At 45.9% G+C, this 25,234-nt stretch carries 24 protein-coding genes; 10 read left to right on the forward strand and 14 right to left on the reverse strand.

Annotated features, from left to right (window positions below; genetic code table 11):
- Positions 1-206: 206 nt before the first annotated feature.
- The 4 genes from M3152_RS03605 to M3152_RS03620 form a co-directional block, all read right to left on the reverse strand.
- Complete coding sequence (locus M3152_RS03605) at positions 207-1,865, reverse strand: ABC transporter ATP-binding protein (protein WP_251693829.1); 1,659 nt, start codon at positions 1,863-1,865, stop codon at positions 207-209.
- Positions 1,862-2,629: an energy-coupling factor transporter transmembrane component T family protein gene (locus tag M3152_RS03610; protein ID WP_251693830.1), complete on the reverse strand. Its 768-nt coding sequence runs from the start codon at positions 2,627-2,629 to the stop codon at positions 1,862-1,864. The genes M3152_RS03605 and M3152_RS03610 overlap by 4 nt, the downstream gene beginning before the upstream one ends.
- A gap of 24 nt (positions 2,630-2,653) precedes the next feature.
- Positions 2,654-3,256, reverse strand: coding sequence for an ECF transporter S component (locus M3152_RS03615; protein WP_251693831.1), 603 nt, complete (start codon positions 3,254-3,256; stop codon positions 2,654-2,656).
- Between the two features lie 279 nt (positions 3,257-3,535).
- On the reverse strand, positions 3,536-3,883 hold the full coding sequence (locus M3152_RS03620; RefSeq protein ID WP_251693832.1) for an SCP2 sterol-binding domain-containing protein: 348 nt from the start codon (positions 3,881-3,883) through the stop codon (positions 3,536-3,538).
- 162 nt (positions 3,884-4,045) lie between these two features.
- On the opposite strand from M3152_RS03620, the gene M3152_RS03625 reads away from it, so the two are divergent.
- On the forward strand, positions 4,046-5,938 hold the full coding sequence (locus tag M3152_RS03625; protein ID WP_285846906.1) for a putative bifunctional diguanylate cyclase/phosphodiesterase: 1,893 nt from the start codon (positions 4,046-4,048) through the stop codon (positions 5,936-5,938).
- A 242-nt stretch (positions 5,939-6,180) separates the two neighbouring features.
- On the opposite strand, the gene M3152_RS03630 is transcribed toward M3152_RS03625, so the two are convergent.
- From M3152_RS03630 to M3152_RS03640, 3 genes are read right to left on the reverse strand one after another with little or no spacing between them, the layout of a single operon-like run.
- Complete coding sequence (locus M3152_RS03630) at positions 6,181-7,833, reverse strand: b(o/a)3-type cytochrome-c oxidase subunit 1 (protein ID WP_251693834.1); 1,653 nt, start codon at positions 7,831-7,833, stop codon at positions 6,181-6,183.
- Complete coding sequence (locus tag M3152_RS03635) at positions 7,833-8,336, reverse strand: cytochrome c oxidase subunit II (protein ID WP_251693835.1); 504 nt, start codon at positions 8,334-8,336, stop codon at positions 7,833-7,835. The genes M3152_RS03630 and M3152_RS03635 overlap by 1 nt, the downstream gene beginning before the upstream one ends.
- A gap of 24 nt (positions 8,337-8,360) precedes the next feature.
- Entirely contained in the window at positions 8,361-8,516 is a 156-nt protein-coding gene (locus tag M3152_RS03640; RefSeq protein ID WP_251693836.1) for a cytochrome c oxidase subunit 2A, read from the reverse strand.
- 307 nt (positions 8,517-8,823) lie between these two features.
- Here M3152_RS03640 and M3152_RS03645 point away from each other — a divergent pair, with 307 nt between their 5' ends.
- Entirely contained in the window at positions 8,824-9,525 is a 702-nt protein-coding gene (locus M3152_RS03645) for a glucosamine-6-phosphate deaminase (RefSeq protein ID WP_251693837.1), read from the forward strand.
- 205 nt (positions 9,526-9,730) lie between these two features.
- Positions 9,731-10,222, forward strand: a complete 492-nt coding sequence (locus tag M3152_RS03650) for a C40 family peptidase (RefSeq protein WP_251693838.1) — start codon at positions 9,731-9,733, stop codon at positions 10,220-10,222.
- A 142-nt stretch (positions 10,223-10,364) separates the two neighbouring features.
- On the opposite strand, the gene M3152_RS03655 is transcribed toward M3152_RS03650, so the two are convergent.
- Together M3152_RS03655 and secA2 are read right to left on the reverse strand one after the other, a co-directional pair.
- Positions 10,365-11,261 carry an accessory Sec system S-layer assembly protein gene (locus M3152_RS03655; RefSeq protein WP_251693839.1) on the reverse strand — a complete coding sequence of 299 codons (897 nt, stop codon included), beginning with the start codon at positions 11,259-11,261 and terminating at the stop codon, positions 10,365-10,367.
- Positions 11,262-11,263: 2 nt separating this feature from the next.
- Positions 11,264-13,624, reverse strand: coding sequence for an accessory Sec system translocase SecA2 (gene secA2, locus M3152_RS03660; RefSeq protein ID WP_251693840.1), 2,361 nt, complete (start codon positions 13,622-13,624; stop codon positions 11,264-11,266).
- 240 nt (positions 13,625-13,864) lie between these two features.
- Between secA2 and M3152_RS03665 the strand changes: the two genes are divergently transcribed.
- Positions 13,865-14,908 carry a glycosyltransferase family 4 protein gene (locus M3152_RS03665; RefSeq protein ID WP_251693841.1) on the forward strand — a complete coding sequence of 348 codons (1,044 nt, stop codon included), beginning with the start codon at positions 13,865-13,867 and terminating at the stop codon, positions 14,906-14,908.
- 318 nt (positions 14,909-15,226) lie between these two features.
- Here M3152_RS03665 and M3152_RS03670 read toward each other — a convergent pair whose 3' ends face one another.
- Positions 15,227-16,291, reverse strand: coding sequence for an LCP family protein (locus M3152_RS03670; protein ID WP_251693842.1), 1,065 nt, complete (start codon positions 16,289-16,291; stop codon positions 15,227-15,229).
- A gap of 165 nt (positions 16,292-16,456) precedes the next feature.
- Positions 16,457-17,089: a YigZ family protein gene (locus M3152_RS03675; RefSeq protein ID WP_251693843.1), complete on the reverse strand. Its 633-nt coding sequence runs from the start codon at positions 17,087-17,089 to the stop codon at positions 16,457-16,459.
- 144 nt (positions 17,090-17,233) lie between these two features.
- On the opposite strand from M3152_RS03675, the gene M3152_RS03680 reads away from it, so the two are divergent.
- From M3152_RS03680 to M3152_RS03695, 4 genes are all read left to right on the forward strand, one after another.
- On the forward strand, positions 17,234-18,388 hold the full coding sequence (locus M3152_RS03680) for a sensor histidine kinase (protein ID WP_251693844.1): 1,155 nt from the start codon (positions 17,234-17,236) through the stop codon (positions 18,386-18,388).
- Positions 18,389-18,409: 21 nt separating this feature from the next.
- The gene (locus M3152_RS03685) at positions 18,410-19,084 is read left to right on the forward strand and encodes a response regulator (protein WP_285846907.1); all 675 of its coding nucleotides are present in this window, start codon (positions 18,410-18,412) and stop codon (positions 19,082-19,084) included.
- Between the two features lie 61 nt (positions 19,085-19,145).
- Positions 19,146-19,718: a nuclear transport factor 2 family protein gene (locus M3152_RS03690; RefSeq protein ID WP_251693846.1), complete on the forward strand. Its 573-nt coding sequence runs from the start codon at positions 19,146-19,148 to the stop codon at positions 19,716-19,718.
- A gap of 425 nt (positions 19,719-20,143) precedes the next feature.
- Complete coding sequence (locus M3152_RS03695; protein WP_251693847.1) at positions 20,144-20,518, forward strand: hypothetical protein; 375 nt, start codon at positions 20,144-20,146, stop codon at positions 20,516-20,518.
- On the opposite strand, the gene M3152_RS03700 is transcribed toward M3152_RS03695, so the two are convergent.
- The 3 genes from M3152_RS03700 to M3152_RS03710 form a co-directional block, all read right to left on the reverse strand.
- Positions 20,484-21,020, reverse strand: coding sequence for a competence protein ComK (locus tag M3152_RS03700; RefSeq protein ID WP_251693848.1), 537 nt, complete (start codon positions 21,018-21,020; stop codon positions 20,484-20,486). The genes M3152_RS03695 and M3152_RS03700 overlap by 35 nt on opposite strands.
- A gap of 165 nt (positions 21,021-21,185) precedes the next feature.
- On the reverse strand, positions 21,186-22,352 hold the full coding sequence (locus tag M3152_RS03705; protein WP_251693849.1) for a M20 family metallopeptidase: 1,167 nt from the start codon (positions 22,350-22,352) through the stop codon (positions 21,186-21,188).
- 79 nt (positions 22,353-22,431) lie between these two features.
- A complete protein-coding gene (locus M3152_RS03710) occupies positions 22,432-22,947 on the reverse strand; it encodes an antibiotic biosynthesis monooxygenase family protein (RefSeq protein WP_251693850.1) in 516 nt (171 codons plus the stop codon).
- A 265-nt stretch (positions 22,948-23,212) separates the two neighbouring features.
- Here M3152_RS03710 and hemE point away from each other — a divergent pair, with 265 nt between their 5' ends.
- Both hemE and hemH read left to right on the forward strand, forming a co-directional pair.
- Positions 23,213-24,250: a uroporphyrinogen decarboxylase gene (gene hemE, locus M3152_RS03715; protein ID WP_251693851.1), complete on the forward strand. Its 1,038-nt coding sequence runs from the start codon at positions 23,213-23,215 to the stop codon at positions 24,248-24,250.
- 33 nt (positions 24,251-24,283) lie between these two features.
- Positions 24,284-25,216, forward strand: coding sequence for a ferrochelatase (gene hemH / locus M3152_RS03720; RefSeq protein ID WP_251693852.1), 933 nt, complete (start codon positions 24,284-24,286; stop codon positions 25,214-25,216).
- The last annotated feature ends 18 nt before the right edge of the window (positions 25,217-25,234 follow it).

Genomic DNA, 25,234 nt, shown 5'->3' on the forward strand with positions numbered 1-25,234 from the left:
GCGGTCACACTTCTTCCACAGAATTTGTAAAAATATTTCCTATCTTCATTATAAGCGACAAACACAGTGCTGGCAAGGCCTCGCGCGTGAAAAAGGCGGTCGCGCGTCCAAAGTCGGCGTTCCAGCATCCAAAGAAGGGAGTGCCGCGCTCAAATCAGAAAGGTGCCGCAGAAAGTCAGCTTTCACTGATTTTCCGGACACCCCCTCTAGATCAGCTCGATTTCCTTCAATACGACACGATCATATCCCAATCGCTGTACTAGTTTTGTAATATGCGGTTGCTCGACCCGCGCGAGCCGCAAAGCTTCCTCCTTTGCAAATGCTTGACGTGTCGGGCCATCAAACAGCATTCCGCCATTGCTGAAAATGATCGTCCGTCCGAATGTATCCGCAACGAAATCCATATCATGCAAAATACAGATGACGAGCTTGCCCTTTTCATGGAGTGAATGGATGATCTCCTTCACCTTCGACTTCCCGCGGATATCCTGCCCCATAGTTGGTTCGTCGAAAATGACGATATCGGTATCCATGGCGAGAATTGAGGCAATCGCAACCATCTTCCGCTCAGCTAGACTAAGATCATATGGATTCTCATCCGCCTTATCCGCAAGTCCGACGAGCGCAAGCATCTCTTTTGCATTAGCGAGCGCTTCCTCACCAGATTGGCCGATGTTCAGAGGACCGAACATCACTTCATCGATCACCTTATGTTTGAAAATCTGGTCATTCGGATTTTGGAAGATGAGCCCGATCCGGCTTGCCAGTTTAGCTGCCGTCGTTTCGGATAGTGGCGATCCATTCAGGAAAACTTCACCGGAGTCCGGCTTCAATAGAGCCTTCAACAATTTCACAAACGTCGTTTTCCCGGAACCGTTCTGCCCGATGATTGCGATAGGCTCGCCGCTCAACGAGACATTAAGCCCGAGGATGACGTCCTGTCCTTTTTCATAGCTGAAATGCAGATTTCGGACGATGAGTTCGGAAGTAGTTGTGCCGTTCGCCTCGATTGATTCAATATGATGAAATCGAATCTCCCTCGCCCTCGGCATTTCCTCTAAAGAAATTGGATATAGTCCGGTCTCATCATTCCGAATGTCGAGAGTCCGTGCGATTTTCACGTAGATAGGAGGTTCCACACCGAAATCAATCAAATCGTCCCTAGAAAAGACCTCTTCCGGCTTCCCATCCACGATTAATTTGCCGTCATGCAGTAAGAGGATCCTGTCCGCATACGCCGCAAGCTTCTCCATTTTCTGCTCCACCATGATGATCGTCATGCCCTCATCCGCCAATTTTTCAACGACGCGGAACACTTCCTCCGCGCCCTCGGGATCGAGCTGCGAAGTCGGTTCGTCGAGTATGAGGATATCTGGCTTCATGGCAATGACGCTTGCAATGGCGACCCGTTGCATTTGACCTCCGGATAATGAAAATGGATTCTTTCCTTGCAATCCTTCAATATCGAGCAACTTCATGCTTTCGCGGATCCGTTCATGCATGACATCACGCGACACGCCTTGATTCTCCAACCCGAACGCAATTTCATCATAGACAGTGAACTTGGCACCGGTCATCTGCGAGAAAGGATTTTCAAAGACGAGACCGCCCCTTGCCGTAATTTCACTTATTTCATGCGACAACACATCCATGTCGCCAATGTACACATCCCCGCCGTACGCACCTTTGAAAAAGTGGGGGATGAGTCCGCTCAATGCATAACATAACGACGTCTTCCCGGCTGTATTCATGCCGACAATCCCGACGAATTCTCCCTTTTCCACCGTGAATGAAATATCATCGAGCGCAAAACGGGGGCTATCGGGATATTTATATTTCAAATTTACAACACGTAATAAACTCATGACATCACCCTCCAAACGATGACAGCCAAAAAGAAGACGATCAATGCAATTCTGAGAGGCATGCTATATCGGTAGTTTTCCCGTTCATACAAAAACGTCCGATTCCCCTTTGCGTTGAATCCGCGGATTTCAAGTGCGATGGATCGCTCCCGTGTTTCTGTGAGCGAATTGAGGACGACGGGACCGAGAAGGGGGAGGAATGATTTGAATCTCTTCCAAATTCCACCTTCCGTTTCCATCCCCCGAGCCCGCTGAGCATCCGTGATTTTACCTGTCAAGGCGACCATTTGCGGGATGATCTGCAGCACCGACAGCAGCACATAACCGAATTTCGGAGACAACCCTTTTTGCAGCAATTCTTCCACTAGGTCATCCGGCTTCGTCGTCAAAATGAGTACGCCGAACGCGGCCACCATATTGACGACCCGGAGCGTTATTAGAAACGCGATTAAAAACCCCTCTTTGTAAATGGCGATCGGCCCGATTTCGAACAGAACCGTTACCCGGTCGGGATGAAAAAATCCTTGGACGATGATGATCGATGCGATTAACAGAAAGCTGACCCCGATGACCGGCAAAATGAATTTGAACACATTGCCGATCATGAGGATGAAGAATGTGAACAGGAGGATGCCGAACACAGCCAGATGATTCGCTACTATATATGTCGATGTGATGGAAATGAAGAGGAATAGGAGTTTATTCAACGGATCCACCCGATGGACAGGCGAATCCCTATTTACGTACAATGTCATGTTGTTCATTCGAATCCCTCCTGCGGGCAATGCTTATAACCTTTCTATTTCCCCTTGGTTGTCATACATGAGTTTCACATTTTTCGGCAACCCTTTGAAAATCAAGAAGCTGAGCAGTACAGTGACAACTTTATCAGGTACATCGACGACGATGCTGTCCGCAAACGAAGCGAGCCATAACGGCATATCTTTTGCGAGCATCGTTGCAAACAATGCATCCCCCCAAACGTTTCCGGTCGTCCCTTCCCAAAACATAATATTAAGCGGAGTCGAAACAATTGCTGCGATGAATCCGACGACAAGCCCGAGGATAACCGCTTTGCCGACATTCGAAATCCATCCTTTATACGCCATGATTCCGACCACTAAGCCGATGACGGCCTGGGTGATGGCATAGACGAAGGAGACTGGACTCGTCGTGAAGCCGTAGACGATATTATTGATGACGCCGACAATTGCACCGACGACAGGCCCTGCAAGCATACTTGCTAAAACAGTTCCGATGGCATCGATCCAAAGGGGCAGCTTTAACACGTCAGCAAACAATTTCCCCAAGAAGTTGATGCCGACTGCCGCAGGGATCAGCACAAACGCAGCAGTTGAAAACTGCAATGACCACATACGCTTCTTTTTCATTTGTATTCTCCTTTTTTATAATCAAGATAGATGTCAAGACACATGACTATACTAATCTATTATGAAGAAATAGGGAAGCCTTTATTGAAAAAGAATTACTACTTTAGACTACTTATTCTCATCTTATGCCCAATAAAAATTTTAGACATGATTTTTCATTGTGCCGGTGAGGAAATTGTCGTAACCATACTAATTCAAAGAACACGAACCTCTGGAATTGGCTAGTTATATAAAAAAACACCGTTTGCACATGGCGAACGGCGGGTTGGATAATAATAATCAAAAGGTGTACTGCTTCAATAAATTTTCTAGCTTTAAAGCTAAACCGATATTGCCCTTCACTTTAAGTTTTCCCATCATGAAAGCAGCAGTGGAGTTCAAGTTGCCACCAAGCATTTTTTTGAAGTCCGTGACACTCAACTTCAATGCACAATCGACTTCGCCTGGGTCGCCACGGTACGTTTCCGCCTCGCCGTCCGCAAACTTCAATCCATACATACCGCCGTCCTCACCGGCCAAATCGAATGAATACGATGCGTTCATCCCTGCGATAGGCCCTTTATTGGTGCTCAACTGCGCATCAATTTCTGTCCAAATCTGTTCCATCGTCATCTCTTCCAATTTCATCTGGAGACACCTTCTTTATTAGTTATGAGTGATTATTCATTCATTGTAACATAGGCTCTAATAGAATAATGAAAAAATACGCTTTAGCCTCAAAAAATATATAATATTACCGATACAAAGGGGTAGGAGAAGTAGTTAGCAGGAAGGGGTTGAATAAGTCCAATGAACCGTTCTCATGAAAAACTAGATATAATTTTAGAAGAACTTCAAAAAATACAGGAATTCATATTTACGCAGGCGAAACGGTCGGACCTTTCGCGTCAATCGATTGCCCCTATTATAGAAGAATTGTGCATTCGCATATCAAGAATTATGGCGTGCGATCGAGTGAGCATTTGGTTATTCAATGAAGAACGAACGTCTCTGACCGCACAAAGCATTTTACATACAAATGGATCTTCCCATACAGCAGGAGAAGTGATCTATGCTGAAGAGCTGCCATCCTATTTTGAAGCGGTCCAACAAGTACGGATTTTGGCCATTGCAGACGTTTCAACAGATCCCGCCACCCGGGAATTGTATCAACATGCTTATTATGATGGTGGGGAAGTGAAATCGATCATCGATGCCTCGATCATCCTAAGCAAGGGGATTGGCGGTGTAGTCTGCTGTGAATCAACGCGTCCGAGAAATTGGTCATATCTTGATAGAGTCCTTGCAGCGTCCATTGCGGATATGCTTTCCTTCGTTTTCGATCGATTGGAACGCATTGAAGTGGAAGAACATGTCCATCGGCTTGCCTACACAGATTTGTTGACCGGAATCGACAATCAATATTCATTTACTGAAAAGGTGACAAAGCAGATTGGCGAATTTGAAAATGGTCAGCGGGGCGCCTTCGTATATCTTGTGATGGATCAATTTACGGAAGTGCAAGGTGTGCTCGGACCTGATGGAGCGGAAAAACTGCTCCAGATTACAGCGAACCGGCTGAAAACGCAGTTTCCGCATCCCGCACAGACCGGAAGACTGGCATTCGATCATTTTGTCATTTTCATCCCATTTGATGGCGAACTGGAATGCGAGATGGCTAGGATAGAACGGGTCGTCAATCGATTAAAGCGTCCGATGCATGTAAGTGGACAGGAAGTGTATATGACGTTCAGCTACGGGGCTTCCATCTATCCTGAGCATGCGACGAACGTGAAGTATGGAATTCAGGCGGCTTATATGGCGTTGCAATCGGGAAAAGAGGCATCAAACCGGAAAGGCGGTAACCTCTATGACCCTGAAATGCACACGTACTTGAAAGAGACAATGCTGTCTGAAATGAACTTGCGGAGGGGCCTGGATCTGAATGAATTCAAGTTGCATTACCAGCCGCAAGTGAATTGCCGGACGGGAGAAGTGATCGGTTTTGAAGCTTTGATTCGGTGGCAACATCCAGAGCGTGGCCTCATTTTCCCGGGAGAGTTCATAGAGCTTGCCGAGTCAACGGGACTCATTACACCGATAGGGGAATGGGTCATCAAGCAGGCGGCCGGCCAAATCCGGGATTGGATAGAGCAAGGATTGAGGAATGCAACGGTGTCCGTGAATTTATCGCCAAGACATTTCCTGCACCATAACCTGCCTTTCTATCTCGAAAAATGCGTCACTGAGGCAAACATCAAGCCGAAAAGCATTGTGCTGGAAATAACGGAGAACGTCGCTTTGGAAGATACCGAAGCCGTCGCCAACCGGATCAATCTCTTAAGGGAAATGGGTTATTCCGTTTCGATCGACGATTTTGGAAAAGGGTATTCCGCATTTATTTATTTGCAGCACTTCCCAATCCAGCAAATCAAGATTGACCGCCAATTCATTAATGGACTCGGAAACGACCCGAAAAGCTCCGGAATCGTCCAGACAATCATTCATCTTGCAGAAATGCTCGGTTTGCAAACAATCGGTGAAGGCGTCGAAACGAAACAGCAATGGGATCTTTTGAAACAGTTCGGATGCTCCGAGCTGCAAGGGTATTACTTCAGCAGACCCGTTCCAGTTGAAGAAATCAATGCACTGATCCGCAATCATGGAAGAGCAGGTAAACTGCTTCTTCCTTCCATGTACTAATAGAAAAAGCCTTACACAATGGGATTCCCGTTGTGTAAGGCTTTCTTCATTACCCTCGTCTAGACTCCGGGCGCCAGAAGCTCGGGTCATAAGTCAAAGCTGCTCTGTGGCAAAAAGCGCCACGCCGCATCTTCGCCTTATGCCTGAGGCCGGCAGGATGCCGGTCATGCAGTCGTTGCCGCAGGACGCGGCGCACTTAGACTGCGAACCTCTGCTAGGCAGGCGCCCTCCACTTTTGTTTACTATCTCCCTATCGGCCAGTCAAATGGCAATGACCCTGGTGGGGAGTGTTTGATAATGTCGATGACCGGAATTGTATAGGCGAAAAGGATGAGAGCGATTGTAATCCCGATCCATAGATACCAGTTCTCCAAAATTTTCGGAGTCGGATCGGCATCCACCTCTTCTTCTGCAATCGGAAACTCCTGTACGCCGCGTGGTGCGAAGAACGCGAGTTGAATGAAGATGTAAATCATCAGGATAATCCCGATGAACAGGATTGTTCCTCCAACTGCCTGTGCCACCTGATAACTAATCCATGTGCTTACCTGCTCGCCGCCTGCATAATTCGAGAAGTCGGAGCGTCTCGGACCGCCAAGAAGACCTTGGATATGCATCGATGTGGACATGATCGTCATTCCAACGGTCCAAATGATCGTTTGAATGATGCCGAGCTTATTCAACTTCGGGGTCAATCGTCTGCCCGTCAAATGGGGCACGAGCCAATAAGCGATACCGAAGAAGGTCAAGATGACTGTCGTGGCAACCGTCAAATGGAAGTGGCCTGTCACCCAGATCGTATTATGGATGAGTGTATTCATCTGGTGGGATGCGTTGACGATACCGCCCGCGCCACCAGGAATGAAAGCGACCATACCGATGAATGGTGCAAGGAAACGGACGTCTTTCCAAGGCAAGTGCTTGAACCAGCCGAAGAGCCCTTTATGGCCTTTTCGACGGCCTGTCGTTTCGAATGTCGCAAAGATGGAGAACGCCGTCATTAACGTCGGGATGACAACCATGAACGTCAGTACGACTTGGATGAATTTCCATGTCGGATCGATTCCCGGCTCCGTCAATTGGTGGTGGAAGCCGACCGGAATTGAAAACATAAGCAATAGAATGAATGACATCCTTGCAAGGGAGTCGCTGAATAATTTGCCGCCGATGATTTTCGGAATGATTGCATACCATGCCATATATGCCGGCAGGAGCCAGAAATAGACGAGCGGATGGCCGAAATACCAGAACAGCGTACGGCTGAGCAATACGTTGATCGTAGCTGCGTACCCTAAAGACCAAGGGATGAATTGGATTAAGACGGATGTTGCAACACCAAGGGACGCAATGAACCACATCGCCATATTGATCGTGACCATGAACGCGAGCAATGGAGATTTCTGTCCCGGATTCGCTTTCTTCCAGACGTACAGTTGACGGAAATTGACGAACACGGCAATCCAGCTGCCGACGATAACCAATGCCAAACCGATGTAGAATGCAGCATGCGCACGCAACGGAGCATAGAATGTATACAGTACGTTCGCCTGACCGACCAGAATCGTAGCCGCAGCGATGATTGTACCGATAAGCATCGTCCAGAATGCAATCCATCCCCATTGACGTTGTTTGTCAGATATTCCGACCGTTTTCCCCATCAGGGCAAACTGGAATCCGACGATGAAGAATGTAGTCAATACTAATCCCAGAATAACGCCGTGCACCGTTAAAATCGTATAGTAATTAATTCCGAACGGCAGTTTGAATTGTCCTGAACGGGACAGTGTCTGCAAAAGACCCATCAGGCCGCCGATTAGCAATGATGCGAATGTCACATGCATGAACGCCATATATAGCCGAGCTTCTTTCTTCGAAAACAGCGTATTTTTCAACATCACTCATACACCTCCACAGTTGCAAACATTTGATGGTGCCCGATTCCGCAATATTCATTGCAGACGACAGTGAATTCACCAGCATTTTTCATCACGGTCTCTAGCCTGCTCACATGCCCCGGCTCAACCATCATATTGACATTCGTGCCTGCAACTTGAAAGCCATGCACGACGTCCTTAGTAGTGATCTGGAATAAAACAGTGGAACCTTTTGGTACACGGATCTTCTTGACAGGCTTGCCGTCAGCGTCCGTGCCGATATCATAGTTGAAAGCAGAAGCAACGATATTGACAGTGTATTTCCCTTGGGCCACTTCACGCAGGCCAAGGTTTTCAGGTTTAAAAGATTCGTGTGCTTCAACGTTCTGTGGATCGATCGTTTCAATATGGCTCATCGGATGCGTTCCTTTCCAGAATGCTGCGAAACCGATGATCACTAGGAAAAGTGCGAGTGATCCCAATCCGAACGTAAGCCAGATCTTTTCGTATTTATGCAAATGCATTGTTCTTCCTCCTAACGAGTCTCATTATCTTGATAAAAAAAGTGCGTAAAGTCCGAACCATGTCACTAGGATGAAGACACCTAACAGCATGACTGAGATGAAGGTCCCTTTCAGATTGATTCCGGTTTGTGGATTTCCGGATTCTTGCACTGGGCGCTTCTTTGAATTGCCTGTAGCCATACGTTCCACCTCCTGCATTGATTGAATAGCTAACTCATACTTTTATCATAGTCGCGGAGGGGAATTAGAGAATTAGGGAAATCCCTATGAATCTTCAATTTGGGAAAGAGTCCACATTTTGTTCACATCGCCTTCAAGATTTAGACATATACTTTTCAGCAAGGAAATGTGTTTTAGATGAGATGAAGAGGGAATAGAAATGTGGTCAGTCTATTTGTGTAAATACTTCTTTTATTTGACCATACTGTTTTTGGAAATTACAATTAGACAGTAAAACTAAATCTATAATGAAAGTCGGTTGAGAATGATGGAGAAATGTAAACTTATTCATGTGGAAAGCCCTGAAAAAGGAGCAGAGCGTTTTTATCAGCTGCTAAAAGAAGAGCTAGAGCATAATCGACTTCATGTGCTTGGATTGGCAACAGGAAGTACGATGATCCCCGTCTATAAAAAATTAACGGAATCGGAGCTGGACTTCTCGGAAGTGACAACTTTCAATCTCGATGAATATGTCGGCCTGCCGGCATCCAGCCCGAACAGTTATGCATATTTCATGAACGATCACCTATTCAATAAGAAGACATTTAAAGATACGAATATCCCGAATGGAATGGCAGAGGACTTAGAAGAAGAGTGCAAACGCTATGAGCAAGCGTTGCAAGACGCAAAACTCGACATACAACTATTAGGTGTCGGCGAAAACGGCCATATCGCTTTCAATGAACCGGGCACGCCTCCAGACTCCGTCACCCATGTCGCAACATTGACGGATTCAACGCTTGGCGTAAACAGTCAATACTTCGAAAACGATGAGAAGATCCCTAACACTGCATTGACGATGGGAATTACCTCCATCATGAGTGCCAAAAAATTGGTCCTACTAGCATTCGGAGAGAAAAAGCGTCCGGCCATCACAAAATTGCTTGAAGGTAAAACTGACCCTGACTGGACCATTACGTATCTCCTAGAGCATGACGATGTTACAATTATTACAGACTTGAAATTTTGACTGTAAGTTATAAGACCACGTTCCTCAGAAGTGAGGGCGTGGTCTTTTTGCGTGTTTATTGATATATGGACAATCAAATTAACTATGTAACTTTGCGACACTTTGTAATGAGTTTGTTACTGAACTGTAATGTTGGACGAGCATACTTCATGGTAAAGTGAATTTAGAAGATTTTTCAGATAAATATAAAAACCTGGGGGAACATATGAGAAACTTAACATACTTGCAAAAGCCTATTGCTGTTTTTGCGTTGTCATTTTTACTATTTATGTCGCCGTTCATTGGTCAAGCAGAAGCTTCCTCATCTGATTCAGCTAAAATTTCCGAAACTGCAACTAGCCTTAAAGGGATAAAATATGTATACGGGGGAACATCAAAAGCGGGTTTTGACTGCTCAGGATTTGTTCAATTCGTATTCAAACAACACGGAATCAATCTATCACGTACGTCTTCAGGAATGTATGCGACAGGCACGAAGGTTGCAAAGAGCGACTTGACTGTTGGCGATTTGGTATTTTTTAATACTACTGGTAAAGGTGTGTCACATGTCGGCATTTATATCGGCGACGGAAAGTTTGCTCATGCCTCATCATCTAAAGGCGTGAAAGTCGACAAGCTTAATGACCCAGCCTATTGGGGCAAACGATACGTTGGCGCTAAACGAATCACAGGCGTTACCGAAGTTGCGTCTAAATAGTTGATAATTTCGATGCTTAATAGAAAAGGGCTGTTCCAGAAAATCAGTTGTATCGATTTTCTGGAACAGCCCTTTTCGTTTTTGTAAATTCGTTTGTTGGGGTGACGTGCAAACACGTCACCTCAACATTTGATTTAGAACTTTAATTTTGAGGTACTCTGATAACCCACTTAGAGAAATCTGGATTGTCTTTTTTGATCATTTCCTTTGGATAGATGAATGTCCAAGGTTTCGACGTGTTAGCCTTTACTTCTAGTTTTCCTAGATTGAACGAACCGTGTGCAACTACATCGCCAGTGGCATCCAATAATTCTAGTGGCAGCTGTTCTACATTTATGTGTTTTGAGTGTCCGTTACGAATGAACAGGGATACAGCAATGCTGCCATCATCCTGTTGCTTTACCTGGAAACCGGCAAAGTTCACTTCGCGTGGGTTCAATTTAGGCAATTGGTCAACGACTTTTGTTAGTGCATCCTTCTGCTCAGTTGTAAGTCCATCTTCCCATGCTTGTTCAAGTTCGAGTTTATGAGGTGCCATAGATTGGACATTGAAAGCAAGTTTCCACTTTTCCGCTGGCGGTTCCTCCAAAAACGTATTCTCTTTCTGGAAAACAAAAACCCATGGGCGTGCACTACGTGCCGGAAGTTCGCCTAATTCATTCAAGTCGAACTCTTGGGAAGCTATCACTTCACCTTTGTCATCCAATAGTAATAATTCAACGGGCCCAATCGAAATTTGCTGATCAAGAGAAGATCTGAAGAACGCTTTGACTAACCAGTCTCCATTTGCCGGTTCGACGTCAATGTCGATCCCTGAGAGGGAAATCTGGTTCGGCTTCAAAGGCTCCAGTTCATTTGCAAGGAAGCGGAATACGTATTCCTGTTCTTGCGAAAGTGTCCATTGGGGGTGAAAGGAAAGAGTTGTTTCCACTTCATCCGTATCTATTGATTGTGCGCTGCCTTCCAGAATTTCTTCTGAATCAATTGTGCTGTCTGAACCCGTTTTTTCGGTTTTTTTGAATAGATTGAAAAGTTTCATGGTTATTGGACCTCCTGTTGTTGTGAAATAAGCTTCATAAAGCCGATAACTTCGGATGCAATATTCCGGCGAAGCTTCTGATAGTGCGTGCCGAATAATTGCAAGCCTTCACGTTGATAAATACGCATCGGATCCTCTTGGCCATATGACCGTAATCCAATACCTTCCTTAAGTCGTGCCATCACATCCAGATGTTTCACCCACATCGTGTCGATATGGCTCAACATCACTTGCGGGATGATCTCGTTCACCTGTTCATTATCAGCGAACGTATCAAGATACGCAAACAAGGCAGCAACCGGCTCTTCATAAAACTTCAATATGTCTGCAGGCTTTTCCAAGTTGCGCGGCAACGTTAACGGCTCCAATAATAGTCCATCCATCGTACGTTCAATTCGATCGAAATCGTAGTTCTCAGTGGTTTCGTGTTCCGGGCAGCTATCATAGACGACGAATTCCACCGCCTCGGACATCATCGTTTTCAATTGATCAAAAAGATTTACGCGCTCAAGCACTTTATCCCGCAGTGAATAGAGCACACCGCGCTGGTCGTTGATTACATCATCCAGCTTCAGATTGTATTCGCGCATGGAGAAGTGGGCACCTTCGACGATGCGCTGTGTACGCTCAGTGAGCTCGTTCACGTCGGCGTTTTGGACAAGTCCGTCCGCGTTTACGACAATTTTTTTACTGAATTTCTCAAGATCATCCTTCGCAAAACGTTTGAACATATCATCTTCAAGCGAGATGAAGAATTGGCTTTCTCCGTGGTCTCCTTGACGTCCGGAACGCCCGCGCAGTTGGTTGTCGATTCTTCGGCTTTCATGTTTTTCCGTTCCTAGCACATACAATCCGCCAATCTCCTCGACGCCTTCACCGAGAACGATATCCGTTCCGCGTCCTGCCATATTTGTCGCGACCGTAATATGGCCGAATTGACCCGCTTGGGAAATGAGGTCCACTTCCTGCTCGACACTTTTCGCATTTAATAGATGATAGTTTAAATTCTCTCGATCCAAATACTCCGCAACCTTTTCAGATTGGAGAATGGAAGTGGTTCCGACGAGCACCGGTTGTCCTTTTTTATGGCGCTCCGCCACTTCTTTGGCAACCGCTTCGTATTTCTGTTCGATCGTTTCATAGACCCGATCCGGTGAATCAACGCGGATACGTGGGCGGTTTGTCGGTATCTGGATGACTTCCATATTATAGACTTCACGGAATTCCTTTTCCTGTGTCTTCGCAGTTCCAGTCATGCCGCTGAGCTTCGGATACATCCGGAAATAGTTCTGGATTGTAATTTGCGCTTGTGCTTTATTCTCATCAGTGATCGGCAATCCTTCCTTCGCCTCGATCGCCTGGTGAAGACCGTCTGAAAGCGTTCGGCCTTCCATGATACGGCCTGTGAACATATCGACAAGTTCAACTTTTTCGTCCTTGACGATGTAATCCACATCGCGTTTGAAAATGACGTAAGCGCGAACGGCTTGAATCATATAATGATAGAGCGTCTGGTGCTCGAGTTCGTATAGATTGTCGATGCCGAACGCCTTCTCCACTTTCTCGATTCCTGCTTCCGTAAGTGAAGTCGCTTTTGTTTCATCATCAAAATCAAAATCAACGCCTTTTTTGAATCGTTTCGCGAGTCTTGCGGCTATGAAATGAAGATCAGGATCAGCCTTCATTTTGCCGGCGACGATCAAAGGCGTTTTTGCTTCGTCGATCAATACGCTGTCGACTTCATCAATGATGGCGAAATGATACGGGCGCTGAACTTTTTGGGAAGTGTGCTGGACCATATTGTCTCGAAGGTAATCAAAACCGAACTCGGTTCCGACACCATATGTAATGTCCGACATATAAGCATTTTGCTTCGCAGGTCCTTGCATCATCGGGGCGTTCAAGCCGACCGTCAATCCGAGGAATCGGTGGATCTGGCCGATCTGGTCATAGTCACGTTTAGCAAGATAATCATTGACCGTAATGACGTGCACGCCCTTACCTTCCAGCGCGCGCAAGTAGGAGGGGAGGGAGGCGACAAGCGTCTTACCTTCACCCGTTGGCATTTCCGCGATATTGCCCTCGGATAGAACTATGCCGCCGATGAGCTGAACGTCAAAATGACGCATGCCGAGTACCCGTTTCGATGCTTCACGGACAATGGCGAATGCGTCTGGAAGGATTGCCTGAACAGTTTCCCCTTCCTGGATCTGCAGTTTGAACACTTCTGTCATATGTGCAAGTTCTTCATCTGACAATGTTTCATACTTTGATTCCAAGTCATTTATGTGTTGGACAACTTTACGATATTTACGAAGTTGTCTTTCGCTTGTTTGATTTGAACGTTTGAATATAGATAACATATGATTGGCGCTCCTTTATCTTATCCTTCTATTAAGGATATAGGTTCTATTTTATCAAACTATATACGAAATGACTACCTTGTTACGAAATTGCCCCCGGTAAGATAAGGATACTCTATCTTACAAAAGGGTAAGGTAGTATCGAGTGCCTAGATTGACTAACTGGGATGCTTTCCGTTGACAGACGTGCTATAATACTTGTGGTTAACTAAATTATTGTTATTTACGGGGAGGAAGGACATGTTATTCCTTGCAATGGCTGCTGCATTCATAGCTTCCATCATACTGACTCCGCTCGTCATAAAATTCGCGTTCCGTATCGGGGCGGTCGATCATCCGAATTATCGGAAGGTGCATGCTTCTGTCATGCCGCGTATTGGGGGAATAGCAATTTTCGGTGCATTCGTCATCGGTTACCTATTATTGACTCCTTCAGATGAGCATGCGATCGGAATTCTTGTAGGAGCCGTCATCATCATTATTACAGGCTTCCTCGATGATATGCTTGAAATCACCGCCAAGGCGAAGCTGTTCGGCCAGCTGGCTGCAGCGATCGTCGTTGTCACATGGGGCGGTTTACAAATCGAATTCATTAACTTGCCGTTTTTCGGGCCATTTGACTTTGGCTATTTAAGTATCCCAATCACGATTCTTTGGATCATCGGCATTACCAATGCTATCAATCTCATCGATGGATTGGATGGGCTTGCTGCAGGCGTTTCCACGATTGCCCTCATTTCCATTACGGTAATGGCCATGATCATGGGCGACGTGTTCGTTGTGGCGACCGCTGCCATTTTGGCTGCGAGCACACTTGGCTTTTTATTCTACAATTTCCACCCCGCGAAGATTTTCATGGGGGATACCGGAGCGCTATTCCTAGGCTATATGATCTCCGTATTGGCATTGTTAGGCTTTAAAAATGTCGCGGTTGTTTCACTTATCATCCCGATCATTATGCTCGGTGTACCGATTTCCGATACATTCTTCGCAATCGTCCGCCGGGTTCGGATGAAGCAACCAATTTCAGCTCCGGACAAATCGCACTTGCATCACTGCTTGCTGAGGGCAGGGTTTTCTCACCGGCAGACTGTCATGATCATCTATGGACTGGCTATCCTTTTCGGTGTAGCAGCAGTGCTCTTCTCGCAAGCAACTGTATGGGGCGCCATCGTCCTGATCGCCGTCATGCTAATTGCGATTGAACTGTTCGTCGAAATCATCGGCCTTGCGGGAACAAATTACCGGCCTTTATTGAATTTAGTTCGTATGATTGGAAAATAAATGAATGCACTAAAACAGGGTGATATGCGAAATTTCGCATATCACTTTTTTTGTTTAGGAGGGGAGGAGTGGAGCGAAAATATCCACTTGGAAAGTTATCGATCATTTCTCACGGTTAATCGATCATTTCCGGGAGGTTATCAATCAATTGCCGTGAGTTATCGATCATTTCCGGACAGTTATCGATCATTTCCCAAGAGTTATCGTCATTTCGGGACCTTTGGCTCACCGTGATTCATACTCCAATTTTCTCCACGAATAAAAAAATCCCGGCTGAGAGGAATTCAGTCGGGATGGAAGTTCATTCAACTATTCAACTTAATAATCATCGCTGCCTTCAGCAGTTTCGTCCGCTGTCACGATGACATTTGAATTGCCGCTATCGGTCAACGAAGAAGAATCCGGTATTAAGCCCAAATGAGCTTTTAGCAGCTGACTCACATTCTCTAAGTCACTGTCTTTCAACTTATAATAATAGGCGCCTGTTGACCAATCGTCATAACCTTGCAAATTGATTGTGTCGATTTGCGGCATACCGCCTTTTGCATACTCCCAGAAGGAAGTCATTTCTTTGAAGGTCATGTCGGTTTTCATATTGTCTCCAACCGCTTCGATGACGTCACCATATTTTGATATGGATTTCACAGATACCATTTCTTTGATGACCGCCTGCAAGATCATTTGCTGCCGTTTTCCACGCTCGAGATCACTGTCAAGCTTACGTGTACGCGCTAGTGCGAGCGCATGTCTGCCGTCAAGCTCATGCCGCCCTTTAACTAACTGAATCGTGTTTTTGTCATTTTCATCTTTTTCAAGTCTGTTATACGGAACGTCGACTGTAATACCACCGAGTGCATCCACTACTTCAATAAAAGCATTGAAGTTCATCTTCACATAATAATCAATCGGGATATCAAGCATTTCTTCAACCGACTCGATTGCCGCATGTGTGCCGCCAAAAGCATGGGCATGGGTGATTTTGTCCCTATACCCGACCTTCGGGATATAGACATAGGAATCACGCGGAATGCTCAAAAGTTTAACTGATTTCTCTTCGGGATTGAAGGTGGCGACGAGAAGGGCATCGGAACGGCTATTGCCGTCTCCTTGCATACGTGCCTCGCTATCATCCACGCCAATTAATAGAAGGGAAACATTGTCCTTTGAAGGTTCCACTCTTGCCTCGCCCCTCATATCGGATTTCTGTGTGGCGGGAACTGCTTCAAACGCTCTATCAACTGCCTGTTCCGCTTGGTTGCGCAGCGATAGACCGTAAGCTGCAACCGATAGCAAGGCAGTTAGCGAAACTAATAGCCCGACCTTAATAGCGAGCCTCGCTTTCGACGTCTTCTTTTTCATTTTTCTATAGTCTCTTCTATTCATAGCTTGTATAGGCCTCCACCATCGGCTAAGGATTCTTCCCAAGCAGATTTAATGTTCCATGAAAAAACGGAAAGTTGACGCACACATAGATGGAATCCGCAGAATACACAATGAATCGTCAACTTTCACTATTATACTATTAATTTCCTTTGTCGTATACTGTTATTACAAATCGAATTCAAGGAAAGATGTCGAGACTTCTGAAATTTCTGCTTGCCCGTTCGTCAATTCCGTCATCCAACTGATAAATGCATCCGTTTCCACAATTGGAACGTGAAGCAGCAAGCTGACGTCCTCTTCGTAGAGGATCTCTTCGAGCGGATAAGGCGATTGCCTTGCTTCATTCTCCACTTTGCCGAGCCATGTGTAATCTATAGATACTTTCATAAGTCTATGAAGCTTACGCTCGACGACGCCTGTCGCGGCAATCCCCTCGGTAGTTGCGCGGCCATATGCGCGGATGAGACCGCCGCCTCCTAATTTGATCCCACCGAAGTAACGAGTGACGACAACGGCCGTATCCTTCAACCCTTGCTTCTTTAGGACCTCAAGCATAGGGAATCCTGCCGTTCCGGATGGTTCTCCGTCGTCATTCGCCTTCTGGATCTGATCATGCTCACCGATAATATAGGCAGAACAGTTATGTGTGGCAGTATGATGCATCTTTTTAATATCTTGAATGAAGTCGATTGCTTCATCCTCGGTCTCCACACGTTTGACGTACGTGAGGAATCTAGACTTTTGTATGACGATCTCACTTTCGCCGGACAATTTGACCGTTTTGTAATCTGCTCGCATTTGCAGCACTCCTCTCACTTGTAATACAATCTTAATACGCAAAAAGTTTTATGATGATATAATAATAAAGTGTATAAGGAATTAAGGAATACTGCAACATTGCCTACGTTTCGATTTTTAGCATTCCAGGAGGGAGGGGTGGAGATGGCGGAAAAGACGATGGATATCCAGAATTTGGAAAAAATATTTGATAATATGGTCAATGTGATGGATCAATCCAAAAATGACATTTTCACAATAAGCGAACAAAGCCGTCAAGCCTTCCAGGAGATGCAAACAGAACTGGTTATCATTAAAGAAGATATTTCCCGGGTAATCACTGAAGGGGATTATTTGGAAGATATGACCCGCCAATCTCGAAGGCGTCTGGCCGATGTTTCCAAAAACTTCATGAATTATACCGAAGAAGAAGTACGTCAAGCCTATGAGGTGGCTAACGATTTACTCGTCAGGCTATCGATCAACCGAATGGAAGAAAAGCAATTGCGCGTTAGGCGGGACGAGTTGGACCGTCGCATTGTGGCCCTTTTGGAAACGATTGAGAAGGCGGATCATCTGGTCAATCAAGTGACGACGGTCATTACATATTTGACATCCGATTTGAAGAAGGTCGGAGAAGTGCTGGAAACAGCCCGACAGAAACAGGAGTTCGCCATTCAAATCATTCAAGCGCAGGAAGAGGAACGCAAAAGGCTCTCACGCGATATCCATGACGGACCTGCTCAGATGCTTGCCAATGTACTGCTTAGATCGGGGCTCATTGAAAAGACCTATTCCGAAAAAGGCCCGAATGCCGCGCTATCCGAGTTGAACCAGCTGAAGGAAATGGTCAGAAATGCCCTTCTTGAAGTCAGACGCATCATCTATGATCTTCGTCCGATGGCATTGGATGACCTTGGATTAATTCCGACGCTGCGAAAATATTCTTCAACAGTCATGGAATATGAAAAAGGTGTCACGATCCATTTCATGAATAATGGAACGGAGAAAAGGTTCGAGTCCAACATCGAAGTTGCGATTTTCCGTCTCGTGCAGGAATGTATTTCAAATGCACTTAAACATGGTAAATCAAGAGATGTTTGGGTGAAAGTCGAATGGCTTCGTGATACAATGAATATTGTCGTGAAGGATAATGGCGAAGGGTTCGACCCGAGTCAAACTAAAGATAAATCATTTGGCATTATAGGGATGCGGGAGCGCGTCGAACTGCTAAAAGGCGAGATGAAAATCATGTCGGCAATTGGCAATGGAACCACTGTGTTATTCCGTATTCCGTTACATGAAAATATAATTGAATAGGGTATTGGGAGGGAAATGACCATGACGAAAATTTTAATTGTAGATGATCATCAGCTATTCCGCGAGGGAGTAAAGCGAATCCTTGATTTTGAAAACTCATTTGAAGTGGTGGGAGAAGGGGACGATGGCAATGAAGTGGTTGAATTATACCGCCGCTTTGAGCCGGATGTCGTCTTGATGGATATTAATATGCCAGGCATGAATGGAGTGGAAGCAACGGAACTCCTGAAAAATGAATTTCCGGAAGCGAAAGTGATCATGCTTTCCATCCATGATGATGAATCATATGTTTCACATGCATTGAAATCGGGTGCGCTCGGTTATATGCTGAAAGAAATGGACGCAGACGCGATTGTACAAGCAATCAAAGTCGTTGCGGCAGGCGGATCTTATTTACATCCGAAAGTGACGCATAATCTTGTGTCGGAATTCCGCCGTCTTAGCGAACGTGAACATAAAGGGTCATTCCAACAAAATGACATCCGCCGTCCGCTTCATTTATTGACGAAGCGCGAATGCGAAGTTTTGCAGCTGTTGACAGATGGACAAAGCAACCGGACAATCGGGGAAACGCTTTTCATTTCCGAGAAAACGGTAAAAAACCATGTTTCGAGCATCTTGCAGAAAATGGGTGTCAACGACCGTACACAAGCGGTTGTCACAGCAATCAAAAACGGCTGGGTCGAAGTAAAGTGATGGTATACTGAAAGGGGCCTCCTACTAGGAAGGTCCCTTTTACCGTATAGGAGGAAGAATGATGAAAAAAATTCTTGTTTTTACAATGCTCATCTTCGTGCTCGTCCTTGGTGCTTGTTCGAAAAAGGAAGACGCAACGAATCAAGGATCAGTGAATGACGGGGAAGCGCCGAGCGAATTCGGTTCAATCGATCACGGCGTGGATGAGAATAAAGTAGGCTTCAACTTATCGGGTGGCACAATTGAAGAGGCGGCAAACGTGCCAGCAGAAGAGAAAGAGCTGATCATCCAATCGTTCGACACATATATCCATGCATTCAACAACCAGGACATCGATGAATATATGGGAACGCTATCCGAGAAGCCTAAAAGCTTCAACCTGGATGAAGAGCGCGAGTATATTGAAAGCGTCTTTGATCAATACGAACTATCCCGTGAGGCAAAAGATATTACAATCGTGAAATTCGACGAAAAGACGGGTGAAGCCCAAGTGTTTGCAAACTTGGTAACGAACATGAAACAGAAGTCCACGGGCTTGGAGACAAGCCGCGATGGCAGGCAAGTGACCGTCTTTACAAAAGAGGGCGCAGATTGGAAAGTCAATTCCGTTTATTATATGGAAGAACAGAAATAACGGTTAGTTACAAAAGATATCCACAGACTAAAACTGTCCAGGTAATTAACTGGGCAGTTTTTTTATTCTGTTGAACAAATAGTATTAGGTGACTTGAGTTGCTTGGAGTGGAAGGCGGCGACTCCAGCGAAAGCCGTATCGCAGAACGGCTTTTGCGAGCATAAGCATAGTGTTGCGAGCAATGTTTTCTGCGACCTTAAGGGGGCAGGATATGCGGCTGCCTTAATTTCTGCAAAAAGCGCAGAAATACGGCAAATCGAACCCTTTCGCTGTTCGATTGGAAAGCGGTCGCCGTAACGGAAAGCAAACTTTCTACAGTTTGATATCTCCAATCGGTTAAAATTACCTTCCCTCACCATATTGCTTTCCCGAAATGAAAAAGGTATAATGGGAACAAATGTTCCTTTTGAAGGGAGGAAACCGTAATGCCTTTAATTCCGGCAAAGGCATTGCCTCATTTTGAAAACATGATCTACTTGCCGATGGTCCTAATCGTGCTGCAGAAAGATCGGGAGCTATTTGAGAAAGGCCCGTTCAAGTTGAAGGGCCCTTACTTGAAGATTGTCGACAATACGGTGAAGCAAGTCCAAAGTGAGCTGCAGGAAACGACGTTTTATTTGCGGCGTAATAATATGAAAGTGATCCGGAAAACGAGGGATAGTATGTTCACGGAATACATTTTCATAAATGGCGGTTATGAAGACCACCGTCGCTACTTAAATGTCCGGCTCCGCAACCGGACGGAAGAATTATTGGACCTCTATTTTACAAGGTCGGGTAATCAGTTGGCGGGTCAGTAGGCGGAAACAGGAAAGAGGTACGGTCGTAACTTCTCTGTCTTTTCATAAAGTCCCTCTCGAGCAATTTTGCCAATGCGTACTGCCGATTCATCGTCGGCACCGAAATGTCCAACTTGTATTTCATCCCATTCTCCAAAGTGACGGAAATACCAAGGCCGTCAGCTGCGTAAAAATCGATTGCATGGTAGGAAATCCATACATTTTGATCCGATGTAGGAGATAATGTCGGAATGAAGATGAATGGAATGCCAAAACCATTCGTCAACAAGAAAGGCGCCTTCTGCTTATTATCCCCAAATAACCGCTTGGATGTATTCATGACGGTTGTATAACTGGAGCCATAAAAATTGCAGGAACTGGTCACGATATGTATCGATTTCTTTAGAACCGTCAATGTCCTGTTCCGCTCAATAACCCTCGTAAAAACCTTATTGCCATCTATCTTCGGCTGTAACATGAGGGTATCAAACGAAAGATAATACCTTGGTTCGAATTCAGTCACATCCACTTCCCCCTATCCTATTATTTCCATCCCTCACTAGTGTTATAGGATAAGGAACTAGAAAAACAAGTATTTTGTATGAATAATTAGAACTATTCGATTAAAATTACAAATTCACTACAAGCTCATAAAAAAACCCCCATAATCAAAGGGGGATTTGATGATTTAGTCAGCCTGATAATCCAAAGCGGCAGCGCCAAGCGTTTTCGCAGCGAGCAGCATCGCCTGCTCTTCAAAATCGAATTTCGGATGATGATGGGGATATGTGTCAGCTGGCTGTGCACCTGTGAAGAAGAATGTGCCAGGCACCTTCTCTAAATAGTATGCGAAATCCTCGCCGCCCATTTGCGGCTTGCCTTCCATGACGTGCTCGACGCCGGGAACGGATTCGGCAATGGCTTTCAAGAACTCGGTTTCTTCTTTATGGTTCACGACGGCAGGATAGCCGCGGAAATAGTCGAACCGGATTTCACAATCATTGGCAAGTGCCGTGCCTTCCACGACCCGGGCCATTTCCCGCTCCATCATGTCGCGGACATCTGGATTGAAAGTTCGCACCGTGCCGCCAAGCTTTGCGGAATCGGCGATGACATTGAACGCGTTGTCCGCAACGAATGAACCGACGGACAATACGGCCGACTCAATCGGATCGACGCGGCGGGATACGAGCTGCTGCAAGTTCATGACGAGTTGCGCACCGATAACGATGGCGTCCTTCGTCTGATGCGGCGCCGCTCCATGGCCACCTGCCCCTTGAATCGTAATTTCAAAACGGTCCGCAGCCGCCATGACCGGACCTGTTAAATATTCGATAGTTTTGTAGGGGATGAGCGACCAAAGATGTGTGCTGAAAATCACATCGACACCCTCTAGGCAACCGTCTTCGATCATTGAGATGGCCCCACCCGGCGCAAATTCCTCGGCATGCTGGTGAATGAAGACGTATTCCCCTGCGAGATCTTCCCGCAGCTCATGAATCGCCTTCGCCAATTGCAGCAATGCTGCTGTATGGCCGTCATGTCCGCAAGCGTGCATGACGCCGGGTACTGTCGATTTGTAAGGGACGTCTTTTTCATCCTGAATCGGCAATGCGTCAAAATCTGCACGCAAAGCGACCGTCTTGCCGGGACGCGCTCCTTTGACCCTGGCCACTACGCCATTGCCGCCGACGCCTGTACGGACATCGACGCCGAGATTTGCGTAAAAATCATGGATGTATTGCGCTGTTTTTTCCTCTTTGAAAGATAATTCCGGATGCATATGAAGATATCTGCGGATGACAATCATTTCTTCGTAAGCACAATCCAATTTCTCGAACAGTTGCTCATTCATTCCCATAACCCCTCTCGAAATGCATAAATTCTCTTACAATTATAACAATACGTTTCGAGTGACGCAATCAGGTCAGGAATCATTCGTCTTCATCAGGTTTTGCGGTATACGTCGTAATATACGATGCACTTGAGAAAATATGTGTTGTATTGCCGGCGAATTCCTTCATGTCAGTCGATTGATGTGATTCCTTGAACGCCGGCGAATGCTTCCAACGGTCAAAGTCTGACGCATCCTCCCATTCAGTCAGGACAATATACGTGTCCGAATCGAGCGGGCGGAGAAGGCGGAAAGCGATGAATCCTTGCTGGCTTTCAATCCGTCCGCCACCACCGGAAAATCGGTGTTCAAATACAGGCCGACCTTCATCTGTGACGGGGACGTTATTGAAAACGAAGTAGCCCTCATCGGTCAATTTGCCGAAAGAACTTACCACTTCATACCGTCTTGGTGTCTGGAAGACCGACTTTCCTTCAGTTTCATGAACGAGCAACGACTGGCCGCCCCCATGCATGAGGACCATCCCTTTATCTGCATGGCGCTCCTGAAGTTTCTTCATGAAATCACTTGTTCCAGTAGTCAAATACATATACATTCCCTAAACCTCCTTAGAAACTTTAAACATTACTTATACATCAAACCGATTGCCGACGGTCCGAAAGAATAGATACTCTTTCATATTTTCCCTGATTGGGACAATTAAAACAAACATTGTCGATTTGGTGGCGGCGAGCAGGAAATATGAGCACAAATTGATGACAATTCGGCTCAATCACTATACATTTCAAGGGGAAACGTCTATATTTGAAGACGAATAAGTGAACTTCGATAATTATTATAAAGAAAGTGGGAATCGATTTATGACAACATTTAACGATACACTGCTTCGTGCTGCAAGAGGAGAAAAAATCGACCATACACCGGTTTGGTTCATGAGGCAAGCGGGCCGTTCTCAGCCTGAATACCGCAAAATAAAAGAGAAGTATTCATTAGAAGAAATTACCCATCAGCCGGAGCTTTGCGCTTATGTGACAAAGCTGCCTGTCGACCAATACAATGTCGACGCTGCGATTTTATATAAGGATATCGTGACGCCGCTTCCGGGAATCGGAGTGGATGTAAAAATAAAAGCGGGTGTCGGCCCTGTCATTTCAAATCCGATCCGTTCAGTGCAAGACGTCCATAATCTCGGAGAGCTTTCACCAGAGGACGATATCCCATTCGTCATCGACACGATCAAGATCTTGAAAGAGCAATTGAATGTACCATTGATTGGCTTTGCCGGAGCGCCATTCACATTGGCTAGCTACATGATTGAGGGCGGTCCTTCAAAAAGCTATAACTTAACGAAATCTTTCATGGTGTCTGAGCCTGAAGCATGGTTTGCACTCATGAATAAATTGGGCGATACAATCATCACATCGATCAAAGCACAGGTAGCAGCCGGAGCGGCAGCGATCCAAGTGTTCGATTCATGGGTCGGCGCATTGAACGTCTCCGATTACAGGATTTTCATCAAACCTGTCATGACACGCATCTTTAATGAACTTCGCGAATTGAATGTTCCATTGATTACTTTCGGTGTCGGGGCAAGCCACTTGGCAAACGAATGGCATGACCTTCCAGTCGACGTCGTCGGTTTGGACTGGCGTTTATCCATCAAGGAAGCCGGGGAAAGAGGATTGACGAAGACATTACAAGGCAACTTGGACCCTGCATTGCTTCTAGCAGATTGGGATATCATCGAAGAACGTGCGAAAGTCATCGTTGAACAAGGCGTCGAGCACGGCAGCCACATTTTCAACCTTGGCCACGGCGTCTTCCCTGAAGTCCAGCCTGCTACATTGCAACGATTGACAGAATTCGTTCACGAATACAGCACGCAGCTTCGCAAATAAATGAAGTAAATACATTGTAATGAGGTGCAACAGATGACAAAAAGGAAAATGGGACTTTTAGTCATGGCGTACGGAACGCCATACAAGGATGAGGATATCTTACCGTACTACACGCATATCCGGCGCGGCCGTCCGCCTGCACCGGAACAACTGGAAGATTTGAAGGCCCGTTATCAAGCGATCGGCGGTATTTCCCCGCTCGCGAAAATTACGGAAAACCAGGCAAATGCACTTGGCGACCGTCTGAATGCAATGCAGGATGAAATCGAATTCAACGTCTATGTCGGCTTGAAGCATATTACGCCATTTGTCGAAGAAGCAGTGGAACAGATGGAAGCTGACGGAATCAAAGAAGCGGTGTCAATCGTTTTGGCACCCCACTATTCTACATTCTCCGTGAAATCATATAATGAACGCGCGAAGGAAGAAGCCGAGAAGCACGGAATTTCCATGACATCGGTCGAAAGCTGGTACAAACAGCCGAAATTCATCGAATACTGGGCAGATAAGATTCGCAGTACGTATGAAAATATGAGCGATACAGAACGTGAAAAGGCGTGCCTCGTCGTTTCGGCACACTCCTTGCCTGAGAAGATCAAGCAATTCGGAGATCCGTATCCGGAACAATTGGAAGAGACAGCGAAATTGATTGCAGAAGCGGCTGAAGTTGAACAGTATGCAGTCGGCTGGCAAAGTGAAGGGCAGACGGGAGAGCCATGGCTCGGACCGGACGTCCAAGACTTGACGCGCGACTTGCATGAGGAGAAAGGCTATGAAACATTCGTCTATACCCCGGTCGGCTTCGTTTCAGATCATTTAGAAGTCCTTTATGATAATGACCATGAATGTAAAGTTGTATGCGACGAAATCGGTGCTTCTTATTACCGTCCCGCAATGCCGAATACGGACCCGCTATTCATTAACGCAATGGCGGATGCGGTGCTTGAGCAATTGAAGGAAGCCTGAGGGCAGCTAGGAAGTGAT

Source organism: Sporosarcina luteola (assembly GCF_023715245.1).
GTDB lineage: Bacteria > Bacillota > Bacilli > Bacillales_A > Planococcaceae > Sporosarcina > Sporosarcina luteola_C.